General features: G+C 71.8%; 18 protein-coding genes and 2 pseudogenes. 13 read left to right on the top strand and 7 right to left on the bottom strand.

What is annotated here, in order from left to right:
• Positions 1-84 precede the first annotated feature (84 nt).
• The 3 genes and pseudogenes from FRANEAN1_RS18245 to FRANEAN1_RS43635 form a co-directional block, all read right to left on the bottom strand.
• The gene (locus tag FRANEAN1_RS18245; protein WP_020461299.1) at positions 85-1,209 is read right to left on the bottom strand and encodes a restriction endonuclease subunit S; all 1,125 of its coding nucleotides are present in this window, start codon (positions 1,207-1,209) and stop codon (positions 85-87) included.
• Entirely contained in the window at positions 1,202-2,896 is a 1,695-nt protein-coding gene (locus FRANEAN1_RS18240) for a class I SAM-dependent DNA methyltransferase (protein ID WP_020461298.1), read from the bottom strand. Before FRANEAN1_RS18240 ends, FRANEAN1_RS18245 begins: the two co-directional genes overlap by 8 nt.
• Positions 2,897-3,042: 146 nt before the next feature.
• Positions 3,043-3,251 (bottom strand): annotated as a pseudogene (locus FRANEAN1_RS43635) (sulfite reductase subunit A); the annotation flags it as partial.
• Positions 3,252-3,437: 186 nt separating this feature from the next.
• Between FRANEAN1_RS43635 and FRANEAN1_RS18235 the strand changes: the two are divergent.
• Together FRANEAN1_RS18235 and FRANEAN1_RS18230 are read left to right on the top strand one after the other, a co-directional pair.
• Positions 3,438-4,817, top strand: coding sequence for a phosphoribosyltransferase family protein (locus FRANEAN1_RS18235; protein ID WP_020461297.1), 1,380 nt, complete (start codon positions 3,438-3,440; stop codon positions 4,815-4,817).
• A gap of 606 nt (positions 4,818-5,423) precedes the next feature.
• A complete protein-coding gene (locus FRANEAN1_RS18230) occupies positions 5,424-5,864 on the top strand; it encodes a DUF2267 domain-containing protein (protein ID WP_020461296.1) in 441 nt (146 codons plus the stop codon).
• Here FRANEAN1_RS18230 and FRANEAN1_RS18225 read toward each other — a convergent pair.
• Together FRANEAN1_RS18225 and FRANEAN1_RS43630 are read right to left on the bottom strand one after the other, a co-directional pair.
• Positions 5,820-6,965, bottom strand: a complete 1,146-nt coding sequence (locus FRANEAN1_RS18225) for an LLM class flavin-dependent oxidoreductase (protein WP_020461295.1) — start codon at positions 6,963-6,965, stop codon at positions 5,820-5,822. The two genes, FRANEAN1_RS18230 and FRANEAN1_RS18225, sit on opposite strands and share 45 nt — an antisense overlap.
• The gene (locus FRANEAN1_RS43630; RefSeq protein ID WP_083788537.1) at positions 6,962-9,985 is read right to left on the bottom strand and encodes an ABC transporter ATP-binding protein; all 3,024 of its coding nucleotides are present in this window, start codon (positions 9,983-9,985) and stop codon (positions 6,962-6,964) included. Before FRANEAN1_RS43630 ends, FRANEAN1_RS18225 begins: the two co-directional genes overlap by 4 nt.
• 1,372 nt (positions 9,986-11,357) lie before the next feature.
• Between FRANEAN1_RS43630 and FRANEAN1_RS43625 the strand changes: the two genes are divergently transcribed.
• From FRANEAN1_RS43625 to FRANEAN1_RS18205, 3 genes are all read left to right on the top strand, one after another.
• The gene (locus tag FRANEAN1_RS43625; protein ID WP_347177193.1) at positions 11,358-11,486 is read left to right on the top strand and encodes a hypothetical protein; all 129 of its coding nucleotides are present in this window, start codon (positions 11,358-11,360) and stop codon (positions 11,484-11,486) included.
• A 128-nt stretch (positions 11,487-11,614) separates the two neighbouring features.
• Complete coding sequence (locus FRANEAN1_RS18210) at positions 11,615-12,343, top strand: hypothetical protein (RefSeq protein WP_347177192.1); 729 nt, start codon at positions 11,615-11,617, stop codon at positions 12,341-12,343.
• Positions 12,344-12,613: 270 nt separating this feature from the next.
• Positions 12,614-13,087: a hypothetical protein gene (locus FRANEAN1_RS18205; protein ID WP_020461292.1), complete on the top strand. Its 474-nt coding sequence runs from the start codon at positions 12,614-12,616 to the stop codon at positions 13,085-13,087.
• Positions 13,088-13,090: 3 nt separating this feature from the next.
• Here the strand turns inward: FRANEAN1_RS18205 and FRANEAN1_RS18200 are convergent, their stop codons facing one another.
• Positions 13,091-13,846, bottom strand: a complete 756-nt coding sequence (locus FRANEAN1_RS18200; protein WP_347177191.1) for a tyrosine-protein phosphatase — start codon at positions 13,844-13,846, stop codon at positions 13,091-13,093.
• Positions 13,847-14,225: 379 nt separating this feature from the next.
• Between FRANEAN1_RS18200 and FRANEAN1_RS18195 the strand changes: the two genes are divergently transcribed.
• Positions 14,226-16,247, top strand: coding sequence for a DNA polymerase (locus FRANEAN1_RS18195; protein WP_020461290.1), 2,022 nt, complete (start codon positions 14,226-14,228; stop codon positions 16,245-16,247).
• A gap of 276 nt (positions 16,248-16,523) precedes the next feature.
• Positions 16,524-16,742, top strand: a complete 219-nt coding sequence (locus tag FRANEAN1_RS42345; RefSeq protein WP_041254335.1) for a hypothetical protein — start codon at positions 16,524-16,526, stop codon at positions 16,740-16,742.
• 46 nt (positions 16,743-16,788) lie between these two features.
• On the opposite strand, the pseudogene FRANEAN1_RS43620 reads toward FRANEAN1_RS42345, so the two are convergent.
• Positions 16,789-16,965, bottom strand: a pseudogene (locus FRANEAN1_RS43620) (PfkB family carbohydrate kinase); the annotation flags it as partial.
• 810 nt (positions 16,966-17,775) lie between these two features.
• Between FRANEAN1_RS43620 and FRANEAN1_RS18185 the strand changes: the two are divergent.
• Genes FRANEAN1_RS18185 through FRANEAN1_RS18160 form a run of 6 tightly spaced genes read left to right on the top strand, consistent with a single transcriptional unit; the run spans position 17,776 to position 25,641 of the window.
• Positions 17,776-18,978: an LLM class flavin-dependent oxidoreductase gene (locus tag FRANEAN1_RS18185; RefSeq protein WP_020461288.1), complete on the top strand. Its 1,203-nt coding sequence runs from the start codon at positions 17,776-17,778 to the stop codon at positions 18,976-18,978.
• Positions 18,975-20,231 carry an acyl-CoA dehydrogenase family protein gene (locus FRANEAN1_RS18180; protein ID WP_020461287.1) on the top strand — a complete coding sequence of 419 codons (1,257 nt, stop codon included), beginning with the start codon at positions 18,975-18,977 and terminating at the stop codon, positions 20,229-20,231. Before FRANEAN1_RS18185 ends, FRANEAN1_RS18180 begins: the two co-directional genes overlap by 4 nt.
• Positions 20,228-21,901, top strand: a complete 1,674-nt coding sequence (locus FRANEAN1_RS18175; protein WP_020461286.1) for an ABC transporter substrate-binding protein — start codon at positions 20,228-20,230, stop codon at positions 21,899-21,901. Before FRANEAN1_RS18180 ends, FRANEAN1_RS18175 begins: the two co-directional genes overlap by 4 nt.
• Positions 21,902-21,911: 10 nt before the next feature.
• The gene (locus tag FRANEAN1_RS18170; RefSeq protein ID WP_020461285.1) at positions 21,912-22,871 is read left to right on the top strand and encodes an ABC transporter permease; all 960 of its coding nucleotides are present in this window, start codon (positions 21,912-21,914) and stop codon (positions 22,869-22,871) included.
• Positions 22,868-23,851, top strand: a complete 984-nt coding sequence (locus FRANEAN1_RS18165) for an ABC transporter permease (RefSeq protein ID WP_020461284.1) — start codon at positions 22,868-22,870, stop codon at positions 23,849-23,851. Before FRANEAN1_RS18170 ends, FRANEAN1_RS18165 begins: the two co-directional genes overlap by 4 nt.
• Entirely contained in the window at positions 23,848-25,641 is a 1,794-nt protein-coding gene (locus FRANEAN1_RS18160) for an ABC transporter ATP-binding protein (protein ID WP_020461283.1), read from the top strand. The genes FRANEAN1_RS18165 and FRANEAN1_RS18160 overlap by 4 nt, the downstream gene beginning before the upstream one ends.
• Positions 25,642-25,761 lie beyond the last annotated feature (120 nt).

Genomic DNA, 25,761 nt, shown 5'->3' with positions numbered 1-25,761 from the left:
CGCCGTCGCTTCAGTACTCGTCACCTCAGTACTCCGCCGCTTCAGCGCGCCGCCGCACCAGGTCTCCGTCACGCCAGATCTCCGTCAAACCAGGCTTCCCGCGGTCCGCTCCGCGTCCCGGACACGGATCTCCCCCGACATCAACTTCGGCGACAGCGCGTCCCGCAGCCGGGCCAGCGCCGCCGACTCCGCGTGCGCCGCCTCGCCGCGCGCGTCCAGCGCCGCCAGCTCGGCGCCGATCTCGGCACACCGCTCGGCCGCCGGCACCGCGATCACCAGGTCGTTCAACGCGGCCCTGCTCAATTCGGTCTGGCTGGTGCTGCCCTCACCCAGCGACGCGATCCGCGGCTGCGCGGCCAGCAGGGCGAACGCCCCGCACACCGGGTCCAGCCGGTCCGGCGCGAGCCGGACGACGGTGACATGCGAGTCGACGGTCGCCCGCGTCGCGTGCACCCACCTGGCCACTCGGCCCAGGGTGCCGATACCCGTCGAGTTGACCAGGACGTCGTCCGCTCTGAGCCGCTTCGCGGCGGGGACCGTGGCCGGATCCGTCCCGCGGGCCGGTGCGAGGTCGACCCGGCCGGCGCGCACACACTTCTGGTTGAGCACGACGAGCGCGGAGTCGTCCGCCGTGTACCGGGGCGTGATCCCCCGGGTCAGCGTCTCGACCAGGTCACCGAGTCTGAGCTCCCGGCGACCCGGCCCGCGCGTCGCCGCCGCGTACCGTGCCTCGGCGAGCTCCCGGGCAGTCGAGGCAAGCCGATGGTTCAGCGCGATCTTGTCGTCGAGGGCGCCCAGCACCGCCGCGATCGCCCGCTGTTCGGGATACTCCGGCGCACGCAGCTCGACGGCGGCGATGTAGTTGCGGTTGAGCGAGGGCTGCGCGCTCCCCGAGTTGAACCGGGCGAAGTCGATCGTCCGCAGCAGGAAATAGAGAAAACGCGGATCGTTGCCCTGGAAGTCCTCGACGAACAGCACGGTGTTCAACGGCCAGTAGTCAGATGGCACATACGTCACCGTGCCGATTGACGAACCGCTGCGCCCGAGAGTGATCCCCGGCCCGGCGATCGGCCCCCGGTCGTGCCACCCGCTGACCCCGGCGGAGCCGACCACCGGAAAACAACCAGCCCGGCGTTCCGGCGCCGGCAGGTCGAATCCCCGCCGCAGCCGAACCAGGTCAGCGAGCGAGCTGCGCCGCCATTCAGGCATCGAGGCGCTCCAGTTGGCTGCGAACTTCCTTTTCCAGGCGAGCGGACTCTTCGAAGTGGATGAAGAGTTCCTTGGCGAGACGCTCGATCTTCTCGGCCATCGGCTCGTCGTTGGAAATGTCGGCTTCGGCGGCGCCTACGTAGCGGCCCGGGGTCAGGACGTGGTCGTGGGTGCGGATCTCCTCGGTGGAGGCCGAATAGCAGAAGCCGGGAATGTTCTCGTAGGCCAGGCCCTTGTCGCGGGCCGACTTCGCGCCACGCCAGGCACGGTAGGTGTCGGTAATCTTCTCGAGGTCACCGTCGGTGAGGATGCGCTCGGTGCGGTCGATCATCGTGCCCATGTCGCGGGCGTCGATGAACAGCGTCTCGCCGCGCCGTTCGGCGAGCCAGCGGGCGCCCAGCTGGCCCTTGTCCTTCGCGAAGAACCACAGGCAGGCCGGGATCTGGGTGGTGCGGAACAGTTGTGGCGGCAACGCGATCATGCAGGCCACCAGGTCGGCCTCGACCAGCGCGGCGCGGATCTCACCCTCGCCGGACTGCTTCGACGACATCGAGCCGTTCGCCATCACCACGCCGGCGGTCCCGCGGGAGCCCAGCTTGGCGATGATGTGCTGCAGCCAGGCGAAGTTCGCGTTGCCGGTCGGTGGGGTCCCGTACCGCCAGCGCTGGTCGTCGACGGTGCGCGCCCAGTCGGACATGTTGAAGGGCGGGTTCGCCAGGATGAAGTCGGCCCGCAGGTCCGGATGCCGGTCGTTGCGGAAGGTGTCGTCCCACCGGGCGCTCAGGTCGCCGGTGATCCCGTGGATGGCGAGGTTCATCTTCGCCAGCCGCCAGGTCCGTTCGTTCGACTCCTGGCCGTAGACGGCGATGTCGCCGGAGTGGGTGAGCCCTCGGTGCGCGACGACGAACTTCTCCGCCTGGACGAACATGCCGCCCGAACCGCAGCACGGGTCGTACACCCGGCCCTCGTAGGGTTCCAGCACCTCGACAAGCAACCGCACCACGCTGGCCGGGGTGTAGAACTCACCGCCGCGCTTGCCCTCGGCGCGGGCGAACCTCTCCAGAAAATACTCGTACACCTCCCCCAGCACGTCCCGCGCCGGCCGGGTCGCCGCTTCCGTCGGAACTCCGGCGGCGGATTCGCCGAAAAGCGCACCGTCCTCGCCAGTAGGCGTGGACGGGGGCCGCTCGGTCGCCCGGTGGCCGGTGAAGCGGGCGTCACCGAGCAGGTCGACGAGCTCGCCGAGCCGGTGCTGGTCGACGCCCTCGCCGTTGAAGATCCGCGGGAGGACGCCGGTGAGCGCCGGGTTCGTCTTCATCACGGCGTCCATCGCCGCGTTCAGCAGTTCCCCGATGCCGGCGCTTTTCGCATTCGCCGCTATATGCTCCCACCGGGCCCGCCCCGGCACCCAGAACACACCCTGCCCGGCGTACTCGTCGACGTCGTCGAGGAACTCCTCGGCCCGGGACTCGTCGATCCCGTCGGCGAGCACGTCCTGCCGGATCTGCTCGCGCCGCTCGGCGAACGCGTCCGAGACGTACTTGAGGAAGATCAGGACGAGGACGAAGTCCTTGTACTGGGCGGCGTCCATCGAGCCGCGCAGCTTGTCGGCCGTCTTCCACAGCGTCTCGCGCAACTGGGCCATGGTGGGCGGTCCGGCCTGAGCGGACTTCCTCCGCGGGGGCATGGATCTCCTTGCGATCGTGGAACCGGTCGGTCAGGGGGTCGGGGGTCGGGTTCGGGGCGTCGATCAGGGTAAGCGTGCCGTCGGTCAGCCCATCGACGGCGGTGCGGCATGGTTCGCCGTCTCGGCACGAACCCGCCGTCGCCGGTCCGTCGGGTCGTGAGCAGGCGCAGTCGGGGCGGCAGCAGGTGTTGCTTCCACGAGTGCGGCCCGACCGCGTAGCCGAACAACGCCGCGTCACGACGGCGCTCGAGCCGGTAGCGGCCGGCGTCCTGGACATCGGTCCAGCCCACAGGCAGCTCCCGGCACCGCGGATCTCGTCGTAGACGATGGCGCCGTCGCGCACGGTGGGATCGACATCAGGCGGAGACTCCGGCGCGACGGCCGGAGCCGCGGAGGCTGTCTCTTCGCCGAGGCCGGCGCGGACGTACGCGATCAGGGACGTTCGGACAGCCGGTGGCCGGGCAGGAGGAAAACATGAGGAACCGGCTACCAGACGCTTACGGGAGCGGGCACCGCCCCGCGGGCGGAAGGGCGGTGTGACGTGCTTTTCCGTGATCGCATGGACGCGGGCCGGCAGCTCGGCCGGAGGCTGGCGCATCTTCGTGGGCTGGACGTCGTGGTTGTCGGGCTCATTCGCGGCGGGATTCCGGTCGCCTACCAGGTCGCGCGGACGCTGGGCGCCCCGCTGGACGTCATCCTGGTCCGCAAGCTCGGCGTCCCCTTCCAGCCGGAGCTCGCGATGGGCGCAATCGCCGAAGGGGACGTTCGGGTCATCAACCCCGAGACGCGGCTGATGGCCGACATCGGCCCGGACGAGCTGGCCGCGGTCGAAGCCCGCGAGCGGCTGGAGCTGGACCGCCGGATCCGCCGGTTCCGGGGCGCCCGGCCGCGTGTTCCACTGGCCGGTCGCACCGTGGTCGTGGTGGACGACGGGATCGCCACCGGGGCGACGGCGTCCGCCGCCTGCCAGGCGGCCCGCGCCGCCGGCGCCACCCGGATCGTGTTGGCGGCTCCCGTCGCACCGCCGGACCGGATCGGATGGCTGCGCCGGGACGCCGACGAGGTCGTGTGCCTGCACACTCCGGACCGGTTCTTCGCCATCGGCACGTTCTACACCGACTTCACCCAGACGTCCGACGACGAGGTGACGGACCTGCTGCGCAGGGCGGCGGTCCTGGCACCGCAGGCACCTACGGCCGCACCGGCCGAGACGCACGGGACGCACGGGACGCACGGAGCGGCCACGCCGGGCGCGACGCCCAACCCGCCGGGGCGCGAGGTCGAGGTCGACATCCCTGCCGTCCCGGTCCGGCTGACCGGGCAGCTCACGGTTCCGGAGAGGGCCGGCGGTCTGGTCGTGTTCGCCCACGGCAGCGGCAGCAGCCGACACAGTCCCCGTAACCGGTACGTGGCCGACGTCCTGGGCACCGCCGGGCTCGCCACCCTGCTGTTCGACCTGCTCACCCCCGCCGAGGAGATCGACCGGGCCAACGTGTTCGACATCGGGCTGCTCGCCCACCGCCTGGTGGACGTCACCGGCTGGCTGCGCGGCCAGCCGGGCGTGTCGCACCTCCCGGTCGGCTACTTCGGGGCCAGTACCGGAGCCGCCGCCGCGCTGTGGGCCGCCGCCGAACCCGGCTCCCGCATCGCCGCCGTCGTCTCCCGCGGCGGCCGGCCGGACCTGGCCGCCTCGAAACTGGCCGCGGTGGCGGCCCCGACCCTGCTCGTCGTGGGCGAGCACGATGACCTCGTCATCGACCTCAACCGGCAGGCCCAGGCCCGGCTGCGGTGCGAGAACCGGCTCACGGTGGTCCCGCAGGCCACCCACCTGTTCGCCGAGCCCGGCGCGCTGGAGACGGTGGCCGCGCTCGCCCGTGACTGGTTCGTCCACCACATGACCCTGGTCTCGCACCGCGGCTGACCCCGGTCGCGCGCCGGCCCCGAACCGGTCCCGCACCGCGGCGGCAGCCGGCGGACCAGGTGGTGGATCTCGACGTGGGCCCGGCTCATCGTGGCGGTCGGGTCCTTCCATCGAGAACGGGGCCCAGGGCCGGGTAGAGGAGATCGTCCTCGGCGTCCTCATGCGGGAGCAGCTCCCGCACGCAGAACCGGTGGACCGCCCGGACCTGCGCCAGCGCTCCGGCCGTGCTCCGCGGCGAACCGGGACGCCGACGCAGCCTGCTCGGCGCGCAGACCCGCCCGTTCCACCGTCTGCAGGTAGGCCGATGCCGTGATGACAAATCCCGGCGGGACCGGCCTCACCAGAGCTGCGCAACAAGCCTGACCGTGCTACTCCCGACCTTTCTCTCAGCCATACCCATGACCGGACCGGCTGACAGCCTGCCGCCCGTCAGGCCATCCCGGTTCGCAGCCGATACACTTCTCAGCCGGCGGCCAAATCGGGCCGAGGCCGGATTGATACCTGGCGCAATCGTAATTTCTGACCCATTGCGACCTTGGCTGACATCTTTGACGTCACCAAAAATGGTGGTAGTTCCGGTCGAAGGACGTTCGACGGGAGGAACCGATGCCCGCATCCGGCGTCACGATGATCGAACGAAGCGTCGACAAGACCTACGAGTGGCTCAACCAGCTCGCTGACGCGCTTGGTAGTCCCGGTGACCGCCACTATGCGTACCGGGTGTTGCGGGCGGTCCTGCACACGCTGCGTAACCGGCTGCCGGTGGACGCGGCGGCGCATCTCGGCGCTCAACTGCCCGAGCTGATCCGCGGGATCTACTATGAAGCCTGGCGGCCATCGGCCACCCCGCAGCCGTATCACCACGCGGCGCAGTTCCTCGATCGGGTCGCCGCCGAAGCAGGTCTGACCGGGGAGACCCAGGCCGGCTATGCCGTGGCGGCAGCCGCCCGGGTGCTACGTCAGCACATCACCGCCGGCGAGCTGGATCATGTGTGCGCCGCGCTACCGACCGAGATCTCCGCTCTGCTGACCGACACGAAGTCCTGAGCGAGCTGCTGGATGATCTCCTTCGGCCGGCGGCGGCGCCCAGCCGAGGTGGGGTGCGACGGTTTCGGCGATGTCCTCGAGCAGGCGCAGGTTGTCGCGCAGCCCGAAGGCGGGCGGCAGGAACGCGATGAGCTCGTCGCTGACCGCCAGGCTCGGGTCGGCGAGCAGCTGGTCGACGATGGCGGACGGGGCGCCGTGGTGCACGGGACTCATCGTGAACCGGGCGGGCGGGGCCGCCGCGGGGGTCAGGGCGCCCTCCGGGCGCGAGGCCGCCGGCCCGTGGGTGCGCCGCTGTTCGTCGTAGGCCGCGTAGACGCGGGCGTGCTCCGGCGACGTGGCGGGCAGCACGGAGCGTGCGATGGCGACACGCGAGGGCGAGGTTCCGGTGTAGGCGACGCGGTAGGCCTCGACGGCGCGGGCCAGTTCGGCGCCGTAGTCGTCGATCTGGCCGCTGAGGATGGTACTGAGCAGCAGTCGCAGCCCCTGGCGGCCGACCCGTTCGGCGGAGGCCACCGAGCCGCCGCCGTACCAGACCCGGTCCGGCAGCGTGGGGCTGGTCGGGCGGACGAACAGCTCGGTGCCCGCGGCGACGAGCCCGGCGGGGTCGGTCACCTCGCCCAGCTTCTCGCCGCGGATGCCACGCAGGAACGTGGCAAGCCGGGCCTGGGACTGGTCCCGCCCGTCGTTCGGCTCCTGGCCGAAGATGTGGTCGTAGCCGCCCTGGCCGGTGCCGAGGCCGAGCTGCAGACGTCCGCCGCTGAGCAGGTCGGCCGTGCCGGCGGCCTCGGCGAGCAGCACGGGATCCTCGTAGCGGGCGCCGATGATGGCGGTGCCGAGGCCGATGCGCTCGGTGTGCTGCGCGGCAGCCGCGTGGAACACCAGCGGCGACGCGAGGTAGTTGTCGAAGTGACGCTGGTAGACCCAGCCGGTGTCGTAGCCGAGCTGCTCGGCCACCCGGAACAGCTCGATGCCGTCCCGCAGCCCTTCGGCGGCGTGCCCGGCGGGGAAGGCGATGCGGGAGTTGAAGCCGAGCCGGAGCCGGCGCGCCTCCCCCACGGCCGTGGCCGTGGCGGCGGTGTCGTTGACTGCAACGGTTGTCACGGGGTGCTCCCGTCATTGTGGTGGAGGAGGGTCTGGTGGCGCTCGTCGGCGCCGGCGGTGTTCTCGACCCAGGCGGCGTGCAGCCGGGCGTAGTGGCCGGGGACGCGGACGAGGTCGTCGTGACGCCCGCTCTGGACGAGGCGCCCGTGGTCGAAGACGAGAACGCGGTCGGCGCGCTCGGCCGTCACCATGCGGTGGGCGATCGAGACCGTGGTCCGCCCGACCGTGAGCGCGCCGAGCGCGTGCTGCACGCGGACGTCGGTCGCGGGGTCGACGCCGCTGGTCGCCTCGTCGAGCACGAGCAGGTCGGGGTCGACCAGGGCGGTGCGGGCGAGGGCGACGAGCTGGCGCTCGCCGGCGGAGAGCCGGTCGCCGCGTGTGCCGACGCGGGTGTCGAGGCCCTCGGGCAGGGTGGCGATCCACGGCCGCAGGCCGAGCGAGTCGACGATCTCGTCGAGCGCCCCGGCGTCGCCGCGGACCCCGGCGAGGATGTTGTCGGCGATCGTGGCGTCGAACAGGAACGGGTCCTGCGGGACGACCGCGACGCGGCGCTGGAAGGACAGGTCCGACACCTGGCCGGCCGGGAGGCCGCCGAGCAGGACACGGCCGTGGCGTGGCGCGATCTGCCTGGTCAGCAGCCGGGCGAAGGTGCTCTTGCCCGAGCCGGTCTCGCCGACGACGGCGACGTGCTCGCCCGCGGCGATGAGGATCTCCAGCGCGCGGCGCCAGCCGACGACGGCGTTCTGGGCCTCGCCGAGCATCTGGACCAGCATCTGCAACGGCCGGACGAAGAAGGTGACGAGCAGGAGCATCGCCACCAGCTCACCGGCCGACAGGTGCAGCGTCGGCTCCCACCGGGTGTGGGCGGTCGACCAGCGGACGCCCGCGACGATCACCACCACGGTGACGAACGAGATCGCGATCTCACCGAAGGCGGTGTTGAAGTGCAGCGGGACGAGGGTGCGGCGCTGCGCCGACGCCGTGTGCTCGACGGCGTCCTCGACCATGGCGCGGCTGCGTGCCTCGGTGCCGGTCGAGCGGATGACGCTGATGCCGGTGACGGCCTCACCCACGGTGGACTGCAGCGCTGACACGCTCTCCCGGACCACGGTGAACCGGCGCGCCACCAGCGCCTGCACGCGACGCATCGCGACGAACAACAGCACCGCCGTCGCCAGCACGGGCACCGCCAGCTGCCAGGAGTACACCGCGATCAGCACGCCGGCGATGATCATCTGGGTGACGTTGACGAGCAGCATGACGCCGCCGCTCTGCACGAAGGTCGTGACGGCGTCGACGTCGCCGGTGAGCCGGCTGACGAGGTCGGCGCTGCCGGTGCGCGCGAACGTCTCCGCGGCCATCTCGTGGATGCGCGCGACGCCGGCCGCGCGCAGCTCGGCGAGCGCGGCCTCCGTGCGCCGATCGAGGGCCGAGGTGGCGTCGTCCAGCAGCAGCACGCCGGGCTCGCGCAACAGCGCGCGGGCCAGGCACAGCCGCTGCCGCTGGCCGCCGGAGAGCCGGGCGCCGCGCTCGCCGACCCGGGTGTCGAGGCCGTTGGGCAGGTCACGGACGACGTCATCGGCGCCGGCGGCGGCCAGCGCCCGCCAGATCTCACCGGCGGTGTAGGGACGCCGTTCGCGGGGATGGCCGTCGAGCTGAAGGTTGGCGTGGACGCTGCCGCCGAACAGCCACGAGGTCTGCCCGACAACGGCCAGCTGGGACGAGATCTCCCCGCGGGCGAGGTCCGTGGCGCGAACCCCGCCGATCTCGACGACGCCGTCGGTGGGGTCGACCTGGCGGCTGAGGAGCTCGATCAGGGTGGTCTTGCCCGAGCCGGTCGGCCCGACGATGGCGACGATCTCGCCGGGGCGCACCTCGATGTCGACGTCCGTGAGAAGGCTCGTCCCGCCGCGGACGAGCCCGACGCCCGGCGCCCGCGGAGCCGGCGCCCGCGGGCCGGGAGCGGCGCCGCTGGGCAGGGCGCGGTCTCCGTGGGCGGTGGTCTCGGCGGCGTCGAGCACGGCGGCGACGCGGGTGCGGCCGGCCGCCGAGACCGGCAGCATCCCCAGGAAACGGCTGATCACGTTGAGTGGGATGGAGATGGTCAGCAGCAGGTAGACGACCTCGACGAGGACGCCGACGCTGAGGTCGCCGGTCTCGACCCGGCGCGAGCCGACGGCGAGGACGGCCATGACCGCGGCGGTCGGCAGCACCTCCAGGAGCGGGTCGAACACCGAGCTGAGGTCGCCGGCCGCGGTGGTGGCCGCGCGCAGCCGGAGCGCCGCGGCACCGACCCGGGCCCGCTCGCGGTCGGCGATGCCGAGGGTCCGGACGACCTGGCCGCCCTCGATGCTCTCCAGGGCGAGCGCGCCGAACTCGCCGCGGCTGTCCTGCACCGCCCGGGCGCGCGGGCTGAGCAGGCGCTGGTAGAGCAGGTTCACCCCGAGGACGGAGCCGACGAGGCCGACCCCGACCAGCCCGAGGGCGGTGTCGTGCCCGAAGAGCTGGACGATCGCGACGACCAGCATGACGATCATCCCGAGCGCGAAGTAGTAGAAGACCATCGGGAACCACAGCGCGTCCACGTCGGACACCGCGGTGGACAGCAGGCGACCGGGCGGGTGCCGACGGTGCCAGGCCAGGTCGAGCTCGAGATACCGGCCGACGACGGACCGCCGGACCCGCGCCTGCGAGCCGTGCTGCACGTACCCGGTCGCGATGCCGCGGATGACGATGGTCATCCAGCGCACCGTGGAGACGCCGAGGATCGCGCCGACCGCGATCCACCAGGTGGCGCGGGCGACGTGGCCGCCGGCGAGGGCCGGGACGATCAGATGGTCGGTGGCCCAGCCGATGGCGGCGGCCCCGAGGATCATGGTGGTCCCGTTGACGATGCCGGCGAGGGTGGCGATCAGGGCCGGCCGCGGGTGCGCGAGGGAGCCCTCCAGCATCGTCCGCAGCCCTGGCCACAGCGTCGTCCCGCCGCGCGCCGCCCCATCCAGATTCCTACGTATGTTCATCAGGATGGTGAAGAATAGTGTCACCGTCCAGCCTGCAGTCGCGATCGAACCGATCAGGAATCGCGATAGATCACTGCCCGGCGAGCCCCGGATGCGCCCCAGCCCACGCCTCAGGCCGACGGCTGACCGGCCCTGGCATGTCGTGCGTCACAGCGCGACAGCTCGGATACCTCCAAGTCGCGGCACCCGACCCGGCCGGATCGCCGCCGTCGGACTCACCCCGGCCGGCCGGTCCCATCAGCAGCGAGGCGAGCGGCCATCGCGGCTGTCGCCACGCCGACGAACTCCGCAGGCGAGGGCCGACGTGCCCTTCTGCGGACCAGGAAAGGACTGCACGCCCAGCATGTGCGCATCCTCGGACCGCACGACGACATCACGCGGAAGCAGGACGCGCCCCAGGCTGGCCCGGCCGATGTTGCTTCGCTACAAACATGGCTACGTCGGCGCGGGCCCGAAACTCAATTCTCGCCACACCCAAACTCGCACACGATGCGAAACCGGCCCGTCACAAATTGTTCGGCATTCGACGGGGTGCTGGTCCAGACCTAGATTGACCCCGGGGAGGTCGACCCCCGAGGATCCGAACAGTCCGGTCCACGGCCACTTGCCGTTGATGGCCAGATAGGTATTCTGGGCACGGCCGTATGGGGGTGGGATGGTGCGATCCGTGGTCGACGCGACGCTGCGAGCCTCGTCAGCGAGGGCGTGCAGGCAAGGAGCCCGGCTCGCCGCCCGACACTTTTACCTTGTTCCGGGAAGAGGACCGCCATACTTCCCCTCGAGTCCGACGTCAACCCCGACATACGTCGTGGTCCCGGAAGGACTTATCGCGGACATGCAGGATCGGCGACTCGGCTTCCCACAGGCCGCCAGCATGTTTCATGCCCCGCGATCCACTGAGGTCGACGGCCGACTCAGCGGTTGAGTGGCGTCACTACGAGCACGACGAGAAAAACCCCGACCAGTGCGGCCGCGAAGAGAAAGGCTCCGGCCGGAAGTCGCCCCCCGAACGGAATCCTTGAAGCTGCTTGCTCCTCGCCCTTCGAGTGTTCGGACCCGCAGGTGAATGGTTCGACATCCGCGAACGACGCCTGGCCACCCTCACCACCTCTGCGGGAAGGCGTCGAGGCCGGCTCCCCCTTCGAGGTTGCTGGTATCTGCGCTGCCCTCGTCATCGCCATCTCCCCCGACCGCCCCACCCGCACGCCCCGGTTTCCAACCGTGCGGTACCTGTCAATACTGCCCAGAAAACTCCCATTGTGCAAGAACAACTACCGTCAGTAAAACCGGCCGGGAAACGCTATCCCCCAGCGACCGCCTACCACTCCCGTGAGCAGGAGTTTCAGCACCGGAACCGCTCCAGCTCAACTCAATGTCGGTCACCGACAGTGCCGGTTGGACGGCGATCCGGATGTACCTGTTGCTGGGCATGAGCACATCGACCGCGTCTCGTCGTGTTGATGAAGTCACCTTGTTTGAGCAAGAGGTGTATGACAAGTGAGCAGGGACGATCGGAGAGGCTCATGGGCCCGGTTCCAGGACGCCGTCGTCTTCCTTTTCACGGTCGGGACGGGCGCGAGTGCGCTGGGCGGCTGGACCGCAGGCACGGCGCAGGTCGTTCTTCGGGTTGTGGCCGGCATCGCCGCCATCTACATGATCCACCTGCTCGGTACCTACTACCGGCTCTCACGCGAGAACGACCTCGTCTCGGCGGAGCAGCTCATCCGGGATGTCGAGGACGTGGTCACCCGACAGTCGGCACCCAACGAGGAGTCCGTCCAGGTCAAGATCATAATTGGCTGCTCGGATGAGGCTGACCGCGTCCAGGAGGAGGTGCGGGTCAGACCGAACCCACAGGTCGTGAACCGGATCATCAGACCGATCATGCCCTACCACTGGCGGCGGCCCGGCCACCTCCGCGACATCGAGTTCACCTGCACCGTGGACGAGAGCGACGACGGCCCGGTGCTTGTCCGACCTCGACCGATGCGGAACCGGGAGTACCTGCAGATATGGTTGATCTTCACTCCGACGTTGACTAAGCCCACCGTATGGCGGTTCCAGTACCGTCCACGCGGCCTGTGGCGGGAGCTTCGCGAGACTGGCCACGACCGTCTCGTCTGGCACGACACGATGCCGTCCGACGGCAGATCCCCCATGGTCGACTTCCGGATCACTTTCGTGTTCGTGGATTCCACGTTCAAACCTCGGGTGAGCGAGCGGAACGGGTACGGAACGACTTCCGGTCCAACGCGTTCAAGCACCGGCGAGTGGGTGGTGGACTGGCACGACCCCAGTCCACAGGGAAGGCGCTACGAGTGGGTTATCGCCCGGACTCCGGCAATCGGGGCAAACTAGGACGGAGGAGATTCAATGTCCAAGGACGGTAGTGCGTGCCGGCTGCTTGGAGGCGAGGGCGGAACCTGATCCACCTGCCCGGGGCCGCTGGTGGCGTGGTCGGCTCGTCGCGTCTGAATCTCGGAGTTCGGCCCGTTCGGCCCGTTCGGCCCGTTCGGCCCGTTCGGCCCGAACATGGTGACCGCCCCCGCGCCCGACCGGCGGGATGGTGGGTCACCATGGCGGCATGCGAGTCACGGCGCCGCCCAGCCATCCCCCCGCCGAGGGCGCATGACGCCGGCCGGGCTCCCCCCGTCCGGTCGCGCGATCAGCCGTGAGGTGACCGCGGCTGTCACGGCCGTCGCCGCGCGGGACGCGGACGCGCTGCGCGAGGCACGCACCCGGCTGCGGGCCGTCGACGAGCTGCAGGTCCGGGACGTCCTGCACGGGCTGACCCTGGGGCTGATCGAGCAGGCGTTCCCCGACGGTCTCGACGCGGCCGACCTGCGCGCGCTGTTGGGGGACGTCCTGCGCTCGGCGGCGGCCTGGCTGCCGGAGCTGGACGCCTACCCGGTCGCCGTCGTGCTCACCGGCGTGCTGTCGGTGCACGAGGCGGACGCGCCGCCGATCGACGCCGAGGTGCTCCCGATCGCCTGCGCGGCGGTGGTCTGCCATCTGATCCAGCGACTCGCCGTCCCACTCGACGCCGAGCTGGCCCGCGTCTTCGACGAGCTCCGCCAGGCGCAGACGATGGAGATGCCCTGAGGGTCAGCGCGACTCGATGATCATTTCCTGCCAGCGGCTGATCTGCTCGGCGGTCGCACCGTTGGCGGCGAGGTACCCGGCCGGGCCGCCGGGGGCGGCGTCGATCGTGTCGAGCACGCTGGCGATGGCCTTCGGGTCGACGAGAACCGCGGTCCCGATGCCGCGCGGCGCCGATCGGCCCGCGCTCAGGTGGCTGTACTCCGGCCGCCGGCTCAGTGCCTCCCGAACCCGCTCGATCCGCTGTTCGGTGGCAAGGTAGTCCGCGACGATCGCGTCGCGCTCGACACCGGCGGCGGCGAGCAGGACGGCCGTCGTGATGCCGGTGCGGTCCTTGCCCGCGGCGCAGTGCACCAGCGCCGGGGTGCGGTCACCGGAGACGAGGAAGTCCAGGATGCGGACCAGCCCCGGGCCGGCGTTCTCGAGCATGATCGCGTAAAACCGGGCGTAGTCGCCGCCGATCCGGTCCCGCAGCGCCTTCGGGTCGCTGAGCCCGGTGAAGTCCATCAGCGGCTCGTGCATCCAGGTGATGCCCAGCTGCGGGAACCACTCGGCGGCCCGCGGGTTCTCGAACGGGGCGCGCAGGTCCACGACGCCGCGCAGGCCCACCCTGTCCCGCAGCAGCGCGATGTCTTCGATGGTCAGACTGTCGAGGTTGTCACCTCGGAGCAGCACACCGGGGCGGACGGTGCCCCCGGCCGCGGGTAACCCTCCGAGATCCCGGACGTTGTGCGCGCCGGTGAGCTCTATCCACTGAGGCACTTCCTGCGAGGCGGTCACCGGATGACACTACGGCGGACCGGTTAACCGCGAGCAAACAAAGTCCCGAACGCGGTTCCGCCTGCGCCGCGGCGTGCCCCGCGGCCGTTCCTAGGGCTTGCGGGCGATCAGCGCGTAGGCGCTGATGTCCTCGTCCGCCCACTGCCGTACATCCGGGCCGAATGGGGGATGTCGGTCCGCAGGTCCAGCGGGCTCACGCTGGCGCTCCGCGGTTCCGCGGAACCCCAAGATCGACCGTGAGCCGTGGTGGCCGCGTCGTCGAGCAGGCGGTGTGCGCGCCGGAATCTGGCATGCGTAGATCCCGCACCCGTCCCGGGCCCGTCCCGGGATTTCTGTCAGTGCGGCGGGAGAGGATGACCGCGTGGTCCCCACTTCCCGTCCCGTCGGCACGCCGGCCGCCGCGGGCGCCGGCTCTGGTGCCGCAGCTGGCTCTGGTGCCGCGGCTGGCGCTGGGGCCGGCGCCGTGGCCGCGCTGCGGGCGGCCGGAGTGGGCCGGGGCGGCCTGGTGGCGGTGGTCCCGGTCTCGGATGTCGCGGTGGCGCTGGCGTGCGCCGGCGCCGTCTGGGCCCAGCCCGCCGACCCGGCCGCCGTCCTGGCCGAAGTGGAGTGCGCCCTCGCCCCCCGGTGGGTCTGGTGGTCGGCGCACAGCACCGGGGCACTGCTGACCAGGTCAGGTGCCAGCACGATCGCCGGACCGCGCACTGGCTCTGGCGCCTACGCCGGCCCCGGCACCCACGCCGGCCCCGGCGCTGGCACCGGTCCCGGGCGCAGTCCCATTCCCGCCGTGTGCTGGGATCTCGCGGCGGCGCACCGCGTCCTGTACGGGGGGCACCGGGATGATCCGGCGGCGGTCTGGGCCGGCGCACGCGGACTGCCGCTCCCGCCGCCACCGCCCCGGCCCCGCGCCGACGGCCAGCTCGACCTGCTCGCCCTGGTCGATCACCCGGGCGGCCCGGGTGACGGCGAGGCCGACGATCCGATCGGCCCGGACGGCCAGCTCCGACCGGGCTGGGCCGAGGAGACGCTGCGCGGCGCGGGCCCGGGCGGGACGGGTGCCCAGCTGGCCCGGGCCACCCGGCTCGCCCAGCTGGCCCTCACCGTCACGGCTGCTCAGGACGAGGCGCTGCGCGCACTGCCCGACCCGCGGGCGCGGCCGGCCGGGCTCCCGCTGGCCGTCCTGACCGCGCGGGCCGAGTCCGGCGCCGAGCTCCTCGCCCGCGAACTGCGGCGGGACGGCCTGCCGGTGGACCGGCCGACCGCCGAGGCGACGATCGCCGCCGCTGTCGGGCCGAGGCCCGACGGCGACGCCGCGGGCGCGGCTGCCCGGCAGGCCCGGGACGCCCCCGTCCTGCGCCACCTCGGCACGTCGGTCGACCTGCGCAACCCGGTGGCGGTCCGGTCCGCGCTCGCCGCGGTGGGCATCGACGTGCCGGACACCCGGTCGGGCCGGCTGAGCGCGCTGCGCGGTGTCCACCCTGTCGTCGAGGCGCTGCTCGCCTGGCGCAAGGCCGAGCGGATCGCGACGACCTACGGGTACCGGTGGCTCGACACCCATGTCGGCGCCGACGGCCGGCTACGGGGCGAGTGGCGCGGCAGCGACGGCGCCGCCGGCCGGATGACCGCGGCCGCCGGCCTGCACAACCTGCCGGCCGACCTGCGGGTCGTGGTGATCGCCGAGCCGGGGTACCGGTTCGTCCGCGCCGACCTCGGCCAGATCGAGCCGCGGGTGCTGGCCGTGGTCTCCGGCGACCCGGAGCTGACCAGGGCTACCCGGCAGGACGACCTCTACGCCCCGGTCGCGGCCAGCCTCGGCGTCGACCGGCCGACGGCGAAGGTCGCGGTGCTCGCTGCGATGTACGGGCAGACGACCGGCGTCGCCGGCCAGGCCCTGCGGCAGATGCGCGAGACCTACCCGGTCGCGCTGGCGTACCTGGACGCCGCCGACGCCACGGGCCGGGCCGCCGCTCTGGGCCGGCCACCGCCGAACCCACCGGTCACAGACCCACAGGCGCGGCTGCGGACGTTCGGCGGGCGGCGGGTCCCGCTGCGGTTCGCCGCGGTGGACGACGGCGCCGACGAGAACAGGGTGGGTATGACCTGGGGCCGGTTCGCGCGCAACGCCGTCGTGCAGGGCGCGGCCGCCGAGCTGTTCAAGGCGTGGGCCGTGACGGTACGCCAGGCGATCGCCCCGCTCGGCGGCGCGATCGTCCTCTGCCTGCACGACGAGCTGCTGCTGCATGTGCCGGCCCCGCGGGCGGAGGCGGCGGCGGAGGCGACCCGCCGGGCGCTGGACGCCACCGTCGGATACTGGGCCGCCGGCAGCGGGGTCCGTTTCGTCGTCGACATCGCGGTCGTGCGGCGGTGGTCCGATGCCAAGGCCTGACACCCGCCCGCGCGGCGTCGCGAGCAGGCGAAGCCCTCGGCGGCCTGGCGTAGCACCCGAGGAGTGACCGAAAGGCTACTGTATGGCTTCGGCGCTGCGTTCCGGCCCGGTGTTACCCATGTGGGACGTTGGTGAGGTGATGAACTGTCCTTTGGCCCTGGCGCGGCCTGCGGCCCTTGTGTGCCTCATAACCATGGTGCGACTCACGCCCGACGGGTGGCCGGCGACGCCCGGCGGTTGCCGCGAGCGGTGGCGGTTCGTGCCGGAGGCCACCCCGTGACCGCCTGGCGGCAGGCCCTCACCGCCCTCCAGCGGCGGGCGCGCAAGGCCCCGGGCTCGACGCCGGACGCGACCCCCGCCGGCCCTGGCGCGGCCCCCGCCGAGCCGTGCCCGCACCCGGCGGACGCGCTCGTCACCCGCCGGGCCGGCTCGCTCAGCCGCACCATGGTCCAGACCTGCACGGCCTGCGGTGCCGAGTGGACGGCGCAGCCGTGACGAGAAGGCCGGACCGTGCGATCAGGTCGCGGGTAGCGTCGTCCAGCGCCGTGACGGCCTGGTTGAGGCCCTTCCCCCCGGGGACGGCCGTGAACGAGGAGCCGAACAGCGTCTCGCCGGGGCGGGGCAGGCGCGGCTGACGGACCACCAGGTCCATGTTCGCGCTGCCGAGGACGGCGATGGACACCGGAGGTGGTCGCCGCGCGGGGTGACGTGTCGCCATGCCGCGAGTGTCCCGAACACTTCCGCCGGCCTCCAGGCCGAATCCGGCCGGGCCCTACCACCTGCAGCGTCGCAGGTGATCTATCACGTATCCCGATCAGTTCGATCGCGGTTTGATGCTGGACAGCATGCCTATTCTCCACCATTCTGATGGACATGTCGGGGAGCCTGCTTGGGAGTGCGCACGGGCCGCGCGCGCCGCGCCGCGCCGCGGCGCTCCGGTACGCGGCACGCGTGCCAGCCGCCCGGCCGGTGCTGACCCGTCGGCGGTTCGTCGATTTCGGTCTCCTCACCACCGCCTGCTGTCGCCCCCGCTGAGCGGCCCGCGACGGCCGGCCACGACACGCCAGGGCGTCCGACGGGTCGCACTGGCCGGGCCGCCACCGCGACACCGGTGCCGCCCGCCCGCCCGTCCATCCGCGCCTGACCGGCCGCTCCTGACCGAAGCCGTACCCGCGCCGTAGCCGCGACGTGGGCGGGTTTGCTCCCGCCCACGGGCGCGACCCCGCCGATCCGCTGTCAGGCACAGGACGGTGATCTCCGGGATCGGACATCGGCGTACCCGGCACCAGGGCACCGGCCTGCCGGGGCCCCCGTCCACGCGGCCGCCGGCAGGCCCGCTTCCCGAATGCGCGGCTGCCGGCAGCCTTCCCGCGCCTCCCAACCGCCCCCGACGCCCGCCGCCGGACCGACCCGGACCGGAACCGCTCCGTCCCGCGCCGCACCGCACTGGATCGGTTCCGGTGCGCGCCGGCTCCGTCACGCACCGGAACCGCCCGAGCACGTGAAGCAGCACGGAAAGGACCCCGGCATGACCAGTCCGACGGACATCCCCGCGACCGCGTCCCCGCAGGTCGAGTTCATCAGCTTGTCGCATCTCAACCCGTCGACCGAGCTGAATCCCGTGCCGAGCCGGGGCATCGACCTGCCGTACTTCCGCAAGTACGTCCGCTCGCTCGAGGAGTCGGGCTACGACTACACCCTGCTCCCCTATGGCTCCAACAGCGCCGACTCGTTCGTCGTCGCCTCTGCCGTCGGCCAGCTCACCGAGCGCCTCCGCCCGATCGTCGCGCTGCGGCCGAACACCACGATCCCGCAGGTGGGGGCGCAGAAGCTCGCGACCCTCGACCAGCTCACCGAGGGTCGCGCCGTCGTCCACCTCATCTCCGGCGGCAACGACGCCGAGCAGGCCCGCCACGGCGACTACCTGCCGAAGGACCGCCGCTACGCGCGTACCTCGGAGTACATCGACCTGCTCCGCAGGTCCTGGTCGGAGACCGGCCCGTTCAGCCACGAGGGCGAGTTCTTCAAGTTCGACGACTTCGGCCCCGGCTTCCGGCCGTACGGCGACACGATCCCGATCTCGATCGGCGGCCAGTCCGACGCCGCCTTCCAGGTCGGCGGCGCCAAGGCGGACATCTTCAGCTTCTGGGGCGAGCCGCTGGCGGACCTGCGTTCGGAGATCGACCGGGTCAACGGGATCGCCGCCGCGGCCGGGCGCACCGACCGGCCGCGCATCTGGGTGACCTTCCGGCCGATCATCGCCAAGACGGACGACCTCGCCTGGCGCAAGGCCTTCGACTACGTCACGAAGCTCGAGAAGACGTACAGCGCCGGCGGTCCTCCGGCCCGCTTCCTGACCGGCACCCCGCAGAACGTCGGCTCGCAGCGCGCCCTGGACTTCGCCCAGCGGGCCGAGATCTACGACCGCGCGCTGTGGACCCGCACCGCGGCCGCGACCAACGCGGCCGGCGCCTCCACCGCCCTCGTCGGGAGCCCGGAGACCGTCGCGGCCGCCATCCTCGACTACGTCGACCAGGGCGCCAGCCTGGTCTCGATCCGGGGCTACGACACCCTCGCCGACGCCGTCGACTACGGCCAGCACATCCTTCCCCTCGTCCGCCAGGAGCTGGCGCACCGCGCCGCCACCGGGCAGCGCGGCACTCTGCAGGACGCCCACCCCGGCGCCCTCACCCCCGGTTTCGACCCCGCCACACTGGCCGGCCTGCGATGACGACGGCGGTGCACACGCCCGAGCTGGTCCGGCGCGATCTGGTCCGGCCCGATCTGTCTCCGGAGGCGCTGGCGGCCGTCACGGACGAGATCGCCGCGGTCGCGCCCGCGTACGACCGCACGGGCGAGATCCCGGTCAGGGGCCTGGAGGCCGCGCACCGCGCCGGGCTGCTGACCGCGACCGTGGGCACGCAGTACGGCGGACCCGGCCTCGGGCTCGTGGACACCGCCCGCATTCTCGTCGCCCTCGGCGAGGGCGACGCGTCCGTCGCACTGCTCGCCGCCAACAACCTCGGCACCCACCAGGCGCAGGCGGCCGCCGGCCACTGGCCCGAGGCGTACTACGCCGACTTCCTGCGGCGCAGCGCCGAGGGGCCGACGCTCGCCAACGCCGTCCGCGCCGAGCCCGAGCTCGGCGCCCCGGCCCGCGGCGGCCTGCCGAAGACGACGGCGACCCGCACCGCCGACGGCTGGGCGCTCAACGGCCACAAGGCGTACGCCACCGGCGGCACCGCGCTCGCCTACCACGTCGTGTGGGCGGTCGCCGACGAGCCTTCCGGCGACCGCGCGCATCCCCGCGTCGGCCACGTGATCGTTCCGGCCGAACAGCCCGGCATCACCTGGGTCGACACGTGGGACCACCTCGGCCTGCGGGCGTCCAACACCCATGACGTCGTCTACGAGGACGTCCGGCTGCCGTTCGAGGCGTTCGTCGAGATCCCGCGCGGTCCCGACGGCGTGTACCGGGACCCCGCCGCGGCGGCGGGCATCGGCAGCTTCGGCCACCCGGCGCTCTACGTCGGCGTCGCCCGGGCCGCCCGCAGTGCCTTCGTGCGATTTGCCCGCGAGCGGGTGCCCACCGCCCTCGGCCGCCCGATCGCGACGACCGAACGCATCCAGGCCGTCGCGGGCGAGATCGACGCGCAGATCGCCCAGGCCGAGACCCTCCTGTTCGGCGCGCTCCTGCGCGCCGAGGCCGGCGACACCGGTCACCTGCCGCAGCTGTCGCTGCTGAAGATCCAGATCGCCCGCTCGTCGATCGCCGCGGTCAACACCGCGGTCGCCGCGCTGGGCAACCCGGCGCTCACCCGGCACCAGCCGTTCGAGCGCCTCCTCCGTGACGTCCTGTGCGTGCGGGTCCACCCGCCGCAGGAGGACACCGCCCTGCTTGCCGCCGGCCGCCGGCTGCTCGACCAGGAGTCGGCGATGACGACTGGTCCCATCCCTAGAGAAAGAAAAGAAACGAAACGATGAAACGACGCCTTCACTCGCACCGGCCTGGCCTGGCCGCCATGGCCCTTGCCGTCACGGCCGCGCTGGGCCTGGCTGCGTGTGGCTCCTCCGGCGATGATGACGGTGCCGCCGGCGACACCGCGGGGACGCCGGTAGCCGGTGGGACTCTGAAGGTCGCCTTCTTCCCCGACAACCCGACGTTCACGTGCCTCGACCCGTTCCAGACCTACTGGATCGAGCACCGCACGGTGATCCGCAACGTCGCCGACTCCCTGACCGACCAGGACCCCAAGACCGGCGAGATCAAGCCCTGGCTCGCCGAGAAGTGGGAGATCAGCGCGGACGGGAAGGAATACACCTTCCACCTGCGTGACGGCGTCACCTTCAGCGACGGCACCCCGCTCGACGCCGCGGCGGTCAAGGCCAACTTCGACGGCGACAAGAGCGTCGTGGAGGAGAGCGGAGGCACGGCCTACGGCGCCAGCTACATCCTCGGCTACGACCACAGCGAGGTCGTCGACCCGAGCACCGTCAAGATCTTCTTCTCGACGCCGAACGCCTCGTTCCTGCAGGCCACCTCGACGACCAACCTGGCGATCATCTCGCCGGCGTCGTACAAGAAGACCTCCAAGGAGCGCTGCCTCGGCGACTACGTCGCCTCCGGGGCGTTCACGCTGGGGAGCTACAAGCCCAACGAGCTCACCACCCTCAAACGGCGGCCGGGCTACGCATGGGGCTCGGCGCTGTCGGAGAACACCGGCGAGGCCCACCTCGACACGGTCGAGTTCAGCTACGTCGCCGAGGACAGCGTCCGCACCGGCAACCTGCTCAGCGGCACCGTCGACATCGCCTGGCCGCGTAACCCCTTCACGGTCGAGGACCGCGAGCTGATCGAGAAGTCGGGTGACGTCGTCGAGTCCCGGCCGCTGCCGGGCCCGGCGTCCGTGTTCTTCCCCAACGTGAGCGCGGGGCGTCCGCTGGCGGACCTCAACGTCCGCAAGGCGCTGTACAAGGCGTTCGACCTCGAGACCTACGCCAAGACCGTATTCGGAGACGACTACCCGGTCGTCACCGGCGCCTTCAACTCGACGACGCCGTACTTCGTGTCGCAGGCCGACAAGCTCCGCCACGACCCGGCGGGCGCGGGCAAGCTCCTCGACCAGGCCGGCTGGAAGCTCGGCCCCGACGGCTATCGCTACAAGGACAACCAGAAGCTCACGCTGAAGACGCCGACCACCACGTTCAACGTCGGTGCCGAGCTCATCCAGGACCAGCTCAAGCAGGTCGGCATCGACCTCGTGCTCGACACCACGACGACGGCCGAGCTTCCCGCGAAGTACAAGAACGGCGACTACGACCTGGCCGGCAGCTACTTCACCCGGGCCGACCCGGGTGCGCTGCAGTTCATCCTCGACCCGGCCCACGCCAACTCCAAGGCGCTCGCGACGAACGCGACGACCCCGCAGACCCTGGCGAAGCTCACCGGGCTGTTCGCCAAGGCGGCGCAGACCACCGACCCGGCGCAGACCAAGCAGGCCTACACCGACCTGCAGAACCTGCTCATCGACGAGGGCGTGTCGTTCCCGCAGTTCGAGCGGGTGCAGTACGCGGGGGTCAGCAGCCAGGTCCACGGCTTCGCGTTCACGTCGGAGAGCTTCCTGAAGCTCAACGACGTGTGGAAGCAGCAGTAGGAGAACTCTGATGACTCGGTACGTCCTCGGTCGGTTCGCCCAGGCGCTCGTCGTGCTCTGGGCGGCCTACACCGTGACCTTCGCGGTCCTCTACCTGCTGCCGAGCGATCCGGTCGCCCTGCAACTGGGAGCGGCGGGGATCGAGACCGACAAGCTCACCCCTGAGCAGCTCAACACCGCGATGGCCCAGTACGGGCTGGACCGTCCGGTCCTGAATCAGTACTTCTCCCACCTGTGGGGCTTCCTGCACGGAGACTTCGGTGACTCGATCTCCAAGCAGCAGCCGGTCGCCGACCTCATCGGCGACCGGCTGGGCCCCACGGTCGCGCTGAGCATCACCGCCGCCGCACTCTCGCTCGTGGCCGGGATGGCGCTGGCCTACCTGGCCTCCTACGTGCGGTGGCGGCCGGCCCGGCTGTTCCTGACCCGGCTGCCCTCGTTCGGGGCCTCGTTCCCCCAGTTCTTCATCGCGCTGCTGCTGATCCAGCTGCTGTCGTTCAACCTCGGCTGGCTGCCGGCCACCGGCATCAAGGGCTGGAAGTCGCTGGTGATGCCGTCCATCACGATCTCGCTGCTGACGGCCTCGATGCTCGCGCAGGTGCTGATGCGCAGCTTCGACGACACGCTCCGCCAGCCCTACATCGTGACGGCGCGCGCGAAGGGCCTCTCCCGGGCGGCGGTGCAGTGGCGGCACGGCTTCCGCAACGCGCTGCTGCCCGCCCTGACCATCCTCGGCGTCCTGGTCGGCCTGACCGTCACCAGCGCGATCGTCGTCGAGACGGTGTTCTCCCGCAACGGCCTCGGCAAGCTCGCCCAGGAAGCGGTGCTGGCGCAGGACGTTCCGGTGGTCCTCGCGATCGTCTCGCTGGCGGCCGCCGTCTTCGTCTTCGTCAACCTCGTGGTCGATCTGCTCTATCCGTTGCTGGACCCCCGCATCGTGCAGGGCCGGCGGAAGGTGGCCTCATCGTGACCGTCTCGGCTGCCCACATCGCCAGCCCGGCCGCCGGAGCCGGCCCGGCCACCCGCGGAACCGGCCCGGTCACCACCGGAGCGGATCCGGTCACCACCGGAGCCGGCCGCGCCGCCGGCGAGGCGCTGCTCGACGAGTCCCAGCCCGGCGGACGGCGAGCCAACCTCGCCGCGAGTCTGCGGACCCTCGGTTCCAGGCCGGGATTCGTGATCGCGGTGCTGTTCATCGCCTTCGTGGTGGTGACGGCGTTCGCGCCGGGCCTGTTCACCTCGCACGATCCCTACGCGACCGCGCCGGCCGACCGGCTGGTCGGCCCGGGTGCCGGCCACCTGTTCGGCACCGACGAGCTCGGCCGCGACCTGTGGTCCCGCATGCTGCACGGCTCGGCACTGACGATCAAAGCCACCCTGATCGCGCTCGGGATCGCGATCGTGGCCGGACTCGCGCTCGGCGTGATCGCCGGCTTCTTCGGTGGTCTCGTCGACGCGCTGCTCATGCGGGGCGTGGACGTGCTGCTGGCCATCCCGAGCCTGCTGATGGCGCTGTCCATCGTCACGGCCCTGGGTTTCGGCACGGTGCCGGTCGCCGTCGCCGTCGGCGTCGGCATCGTGCCGGGATTCGCCCGGACCACCCGCGCCGAGGTGCTGCGGGTGAAGACCCTGCCCTACGTCGAGGCGGCGCGTGGCGGGGGGGCGTCCTGGCTGCGGGTGCTGCTGCGCCACGTGCTGCCGAACTCGTGGGGCCCGGTCGCCGTGCTCGCCGTGCTGGACACGGGCGTCGCGATCATCGCGATCGCGTCGCTGAGCTTCCTGGGCTTCGGCGCGGCGCCGCCGACCGCCGAGTGGGGCACCCTCATCTCCGCCGGCCGCAACTACCTCATCACCGCTCCGTGGGTCTCGCTGCTCCCCGGGCTGTTCGTCGCCATGACGGTGCTGAGCCTCAACCACATCTCGAAGACCCTCCAGGAGCTCGAGCGATGACGGCCGGAACGAGCCAACTGACGAGCCCGCCGACAAGCCCGCTGGTCAGCCCACTGGTGACGATCCGGGATCTCCACGTCGGCTATGTCCGCCGCCGCCGGACGGCGCCCGCCGTGCGCGGCGTGGACCTGTCGATCGGGTCCGGGGAGATCGTCGCCCTCGTCGGCGAGTCGGGCTCGGGCAAGTCCACGATCGCGAACACGATCATCGGCCTGCTGCCCGACAACGCCCGCGTCACCGCCGGCAGCGTCCTCCTCCACACCGGCCCGAGCCCCGACGATGTCGACGGCCCGGCGCTCGACGACCGTCTGGACCTCGACGAGCGCGGCCAGCGGCCGGTCGAGATCGTCGGGGCCAGAGAGAAGGTCCTGCGTGAGCTGCGCGGCCGGGTCGTCGGGCTGGTGCCGCAGGACCCGATGGTCGGGCTCAACCCCACGCGCCGCATCGGCGGGCAGGTCGCCGAGGCGATCCGGCTGCGCGGGGTGAGCGGCGACGATCTCGACGCCGAGGTGCTCGAGTTCCTCGCGCAGGCCGGCGTCGACAACCCGCAGCTGCGCGCCCGCCAGTACCCGCACGAACTGTCCGGTGGCCTGCGCCAGCGCGTGCTCATCGGGATCGCCCTGGCCGGCCGGCCCCGTCTGATCATCGCCGACGAGCCGACCAGCGCCCTCGACGTGACGGTGCAGCGCAGGATCCTCGACCACCTCGAAGGGCTCGTCCGCGAGTCCGGGATCTCGCTGCTGATCATCACGCACGACCTCGCCGTCGCGGCCGACCGCGGTGATCGCGTGGTCGTCCTGCAGGACGGGGAGATCGTCGAGCAGGGCCCACCGGGCGACATCCTGGTGAGCCCGGCGCAGGACTACACCCGGCGACTCATCGCGGCCGCGCCCGGTCTGGCCCACGGCGGCCAGATCGTGCCCCGCTTCCAGCTTCCACCCGAGCAGGTGGCCACCCCGGACCCGGTGATCCGGCTGGAGAACGTCTCCAAGCGCTACCCACTGCCGGGCCGGCAGGCCGGCTCGTTCCTCGCCCTGGACGGGGTGTCGGTCGAGGTGGCCCGCGGGCGCACGCACGCGCTCGTCGGCGAGTCCGGCTCCGGCAAGACCACGATGCTGCGCATCGCGTTCGGCTTCGAGCAGGCGACCGACGGACGGGTCAGCCTCGACGGCGTCGACATCACCGGCCTGGGCTGGAAGCAGACCCGGCTGCTGCGCCGCAAGGTCCAGCTCGTCCACCAGAACCCGTACGCCTCGCTCGACCCGCGCTTCACCGTCGGGCAGAGCATCACCGAGCCGCTGGTGTCGTTCCGGATCGGCGACCGCCGCACCCGCACGGCCCGCGCGCTGGAGCTGCTCGACCAGGTGGCGCTGCCCGGCTCCTACCTCGACCGGCTGCCGGCGGAGCTGTCCGGCGGCCAGCGCCAGCGCGTCGCCATCGCCCGCGCGCTCGCCCTCTCCCCCGAGCTGGTGCTGCTCGACGAGCCCGTGTCGGCGCTCGACGTCTCCGTGCAGGAACAGATCCTCGCGCTGCTGACCGACCTGCAGGAGCGCCTCGGCCTCAGCTACCTGTTCGTCTCGCACGATCTGGCCGTCGTCGCGCGGATCTCGCACACGGTGTCGGTACTCAACCGCGGCCGGCAGGTCGAGTCCGGCTCCGTCGCCGCGGTATTCGGCTCGCCGCGCAGCGAGTACACCCGGGAGCTGATCGACGCCGTCCCCGGCCAGCGCGGCGCCACCCGCCAGGCCGGCTCCCGGGACGACGATGTGCGGGAGGTCGCACGGACCTGAGCGACGCGCGCTCGGTTGCCGGCCCGCAAGCCCGTATCCTAGGATCCCCGCTGTCATCCGGACATTCTGGCGCGCTACTTCGGCCGGAGTACGCGTATTTCCACGAGCGGCGTCGGGGAT

The organism is Parafrankia sp. EAN1pec (assembly GCF_000018005.1).
In the GTDB taxonomy this organism is placed as follows: Bacteria; Actinomycetota; Actinomycetes; order Frankiales; family Frankiaceae; genus Parafrankia; species Parafrankia soli.
Note: the sequence above shows the minus strand (reverse complement) of the source record. Positions and strands in the feature narration are given on the sequence as shown.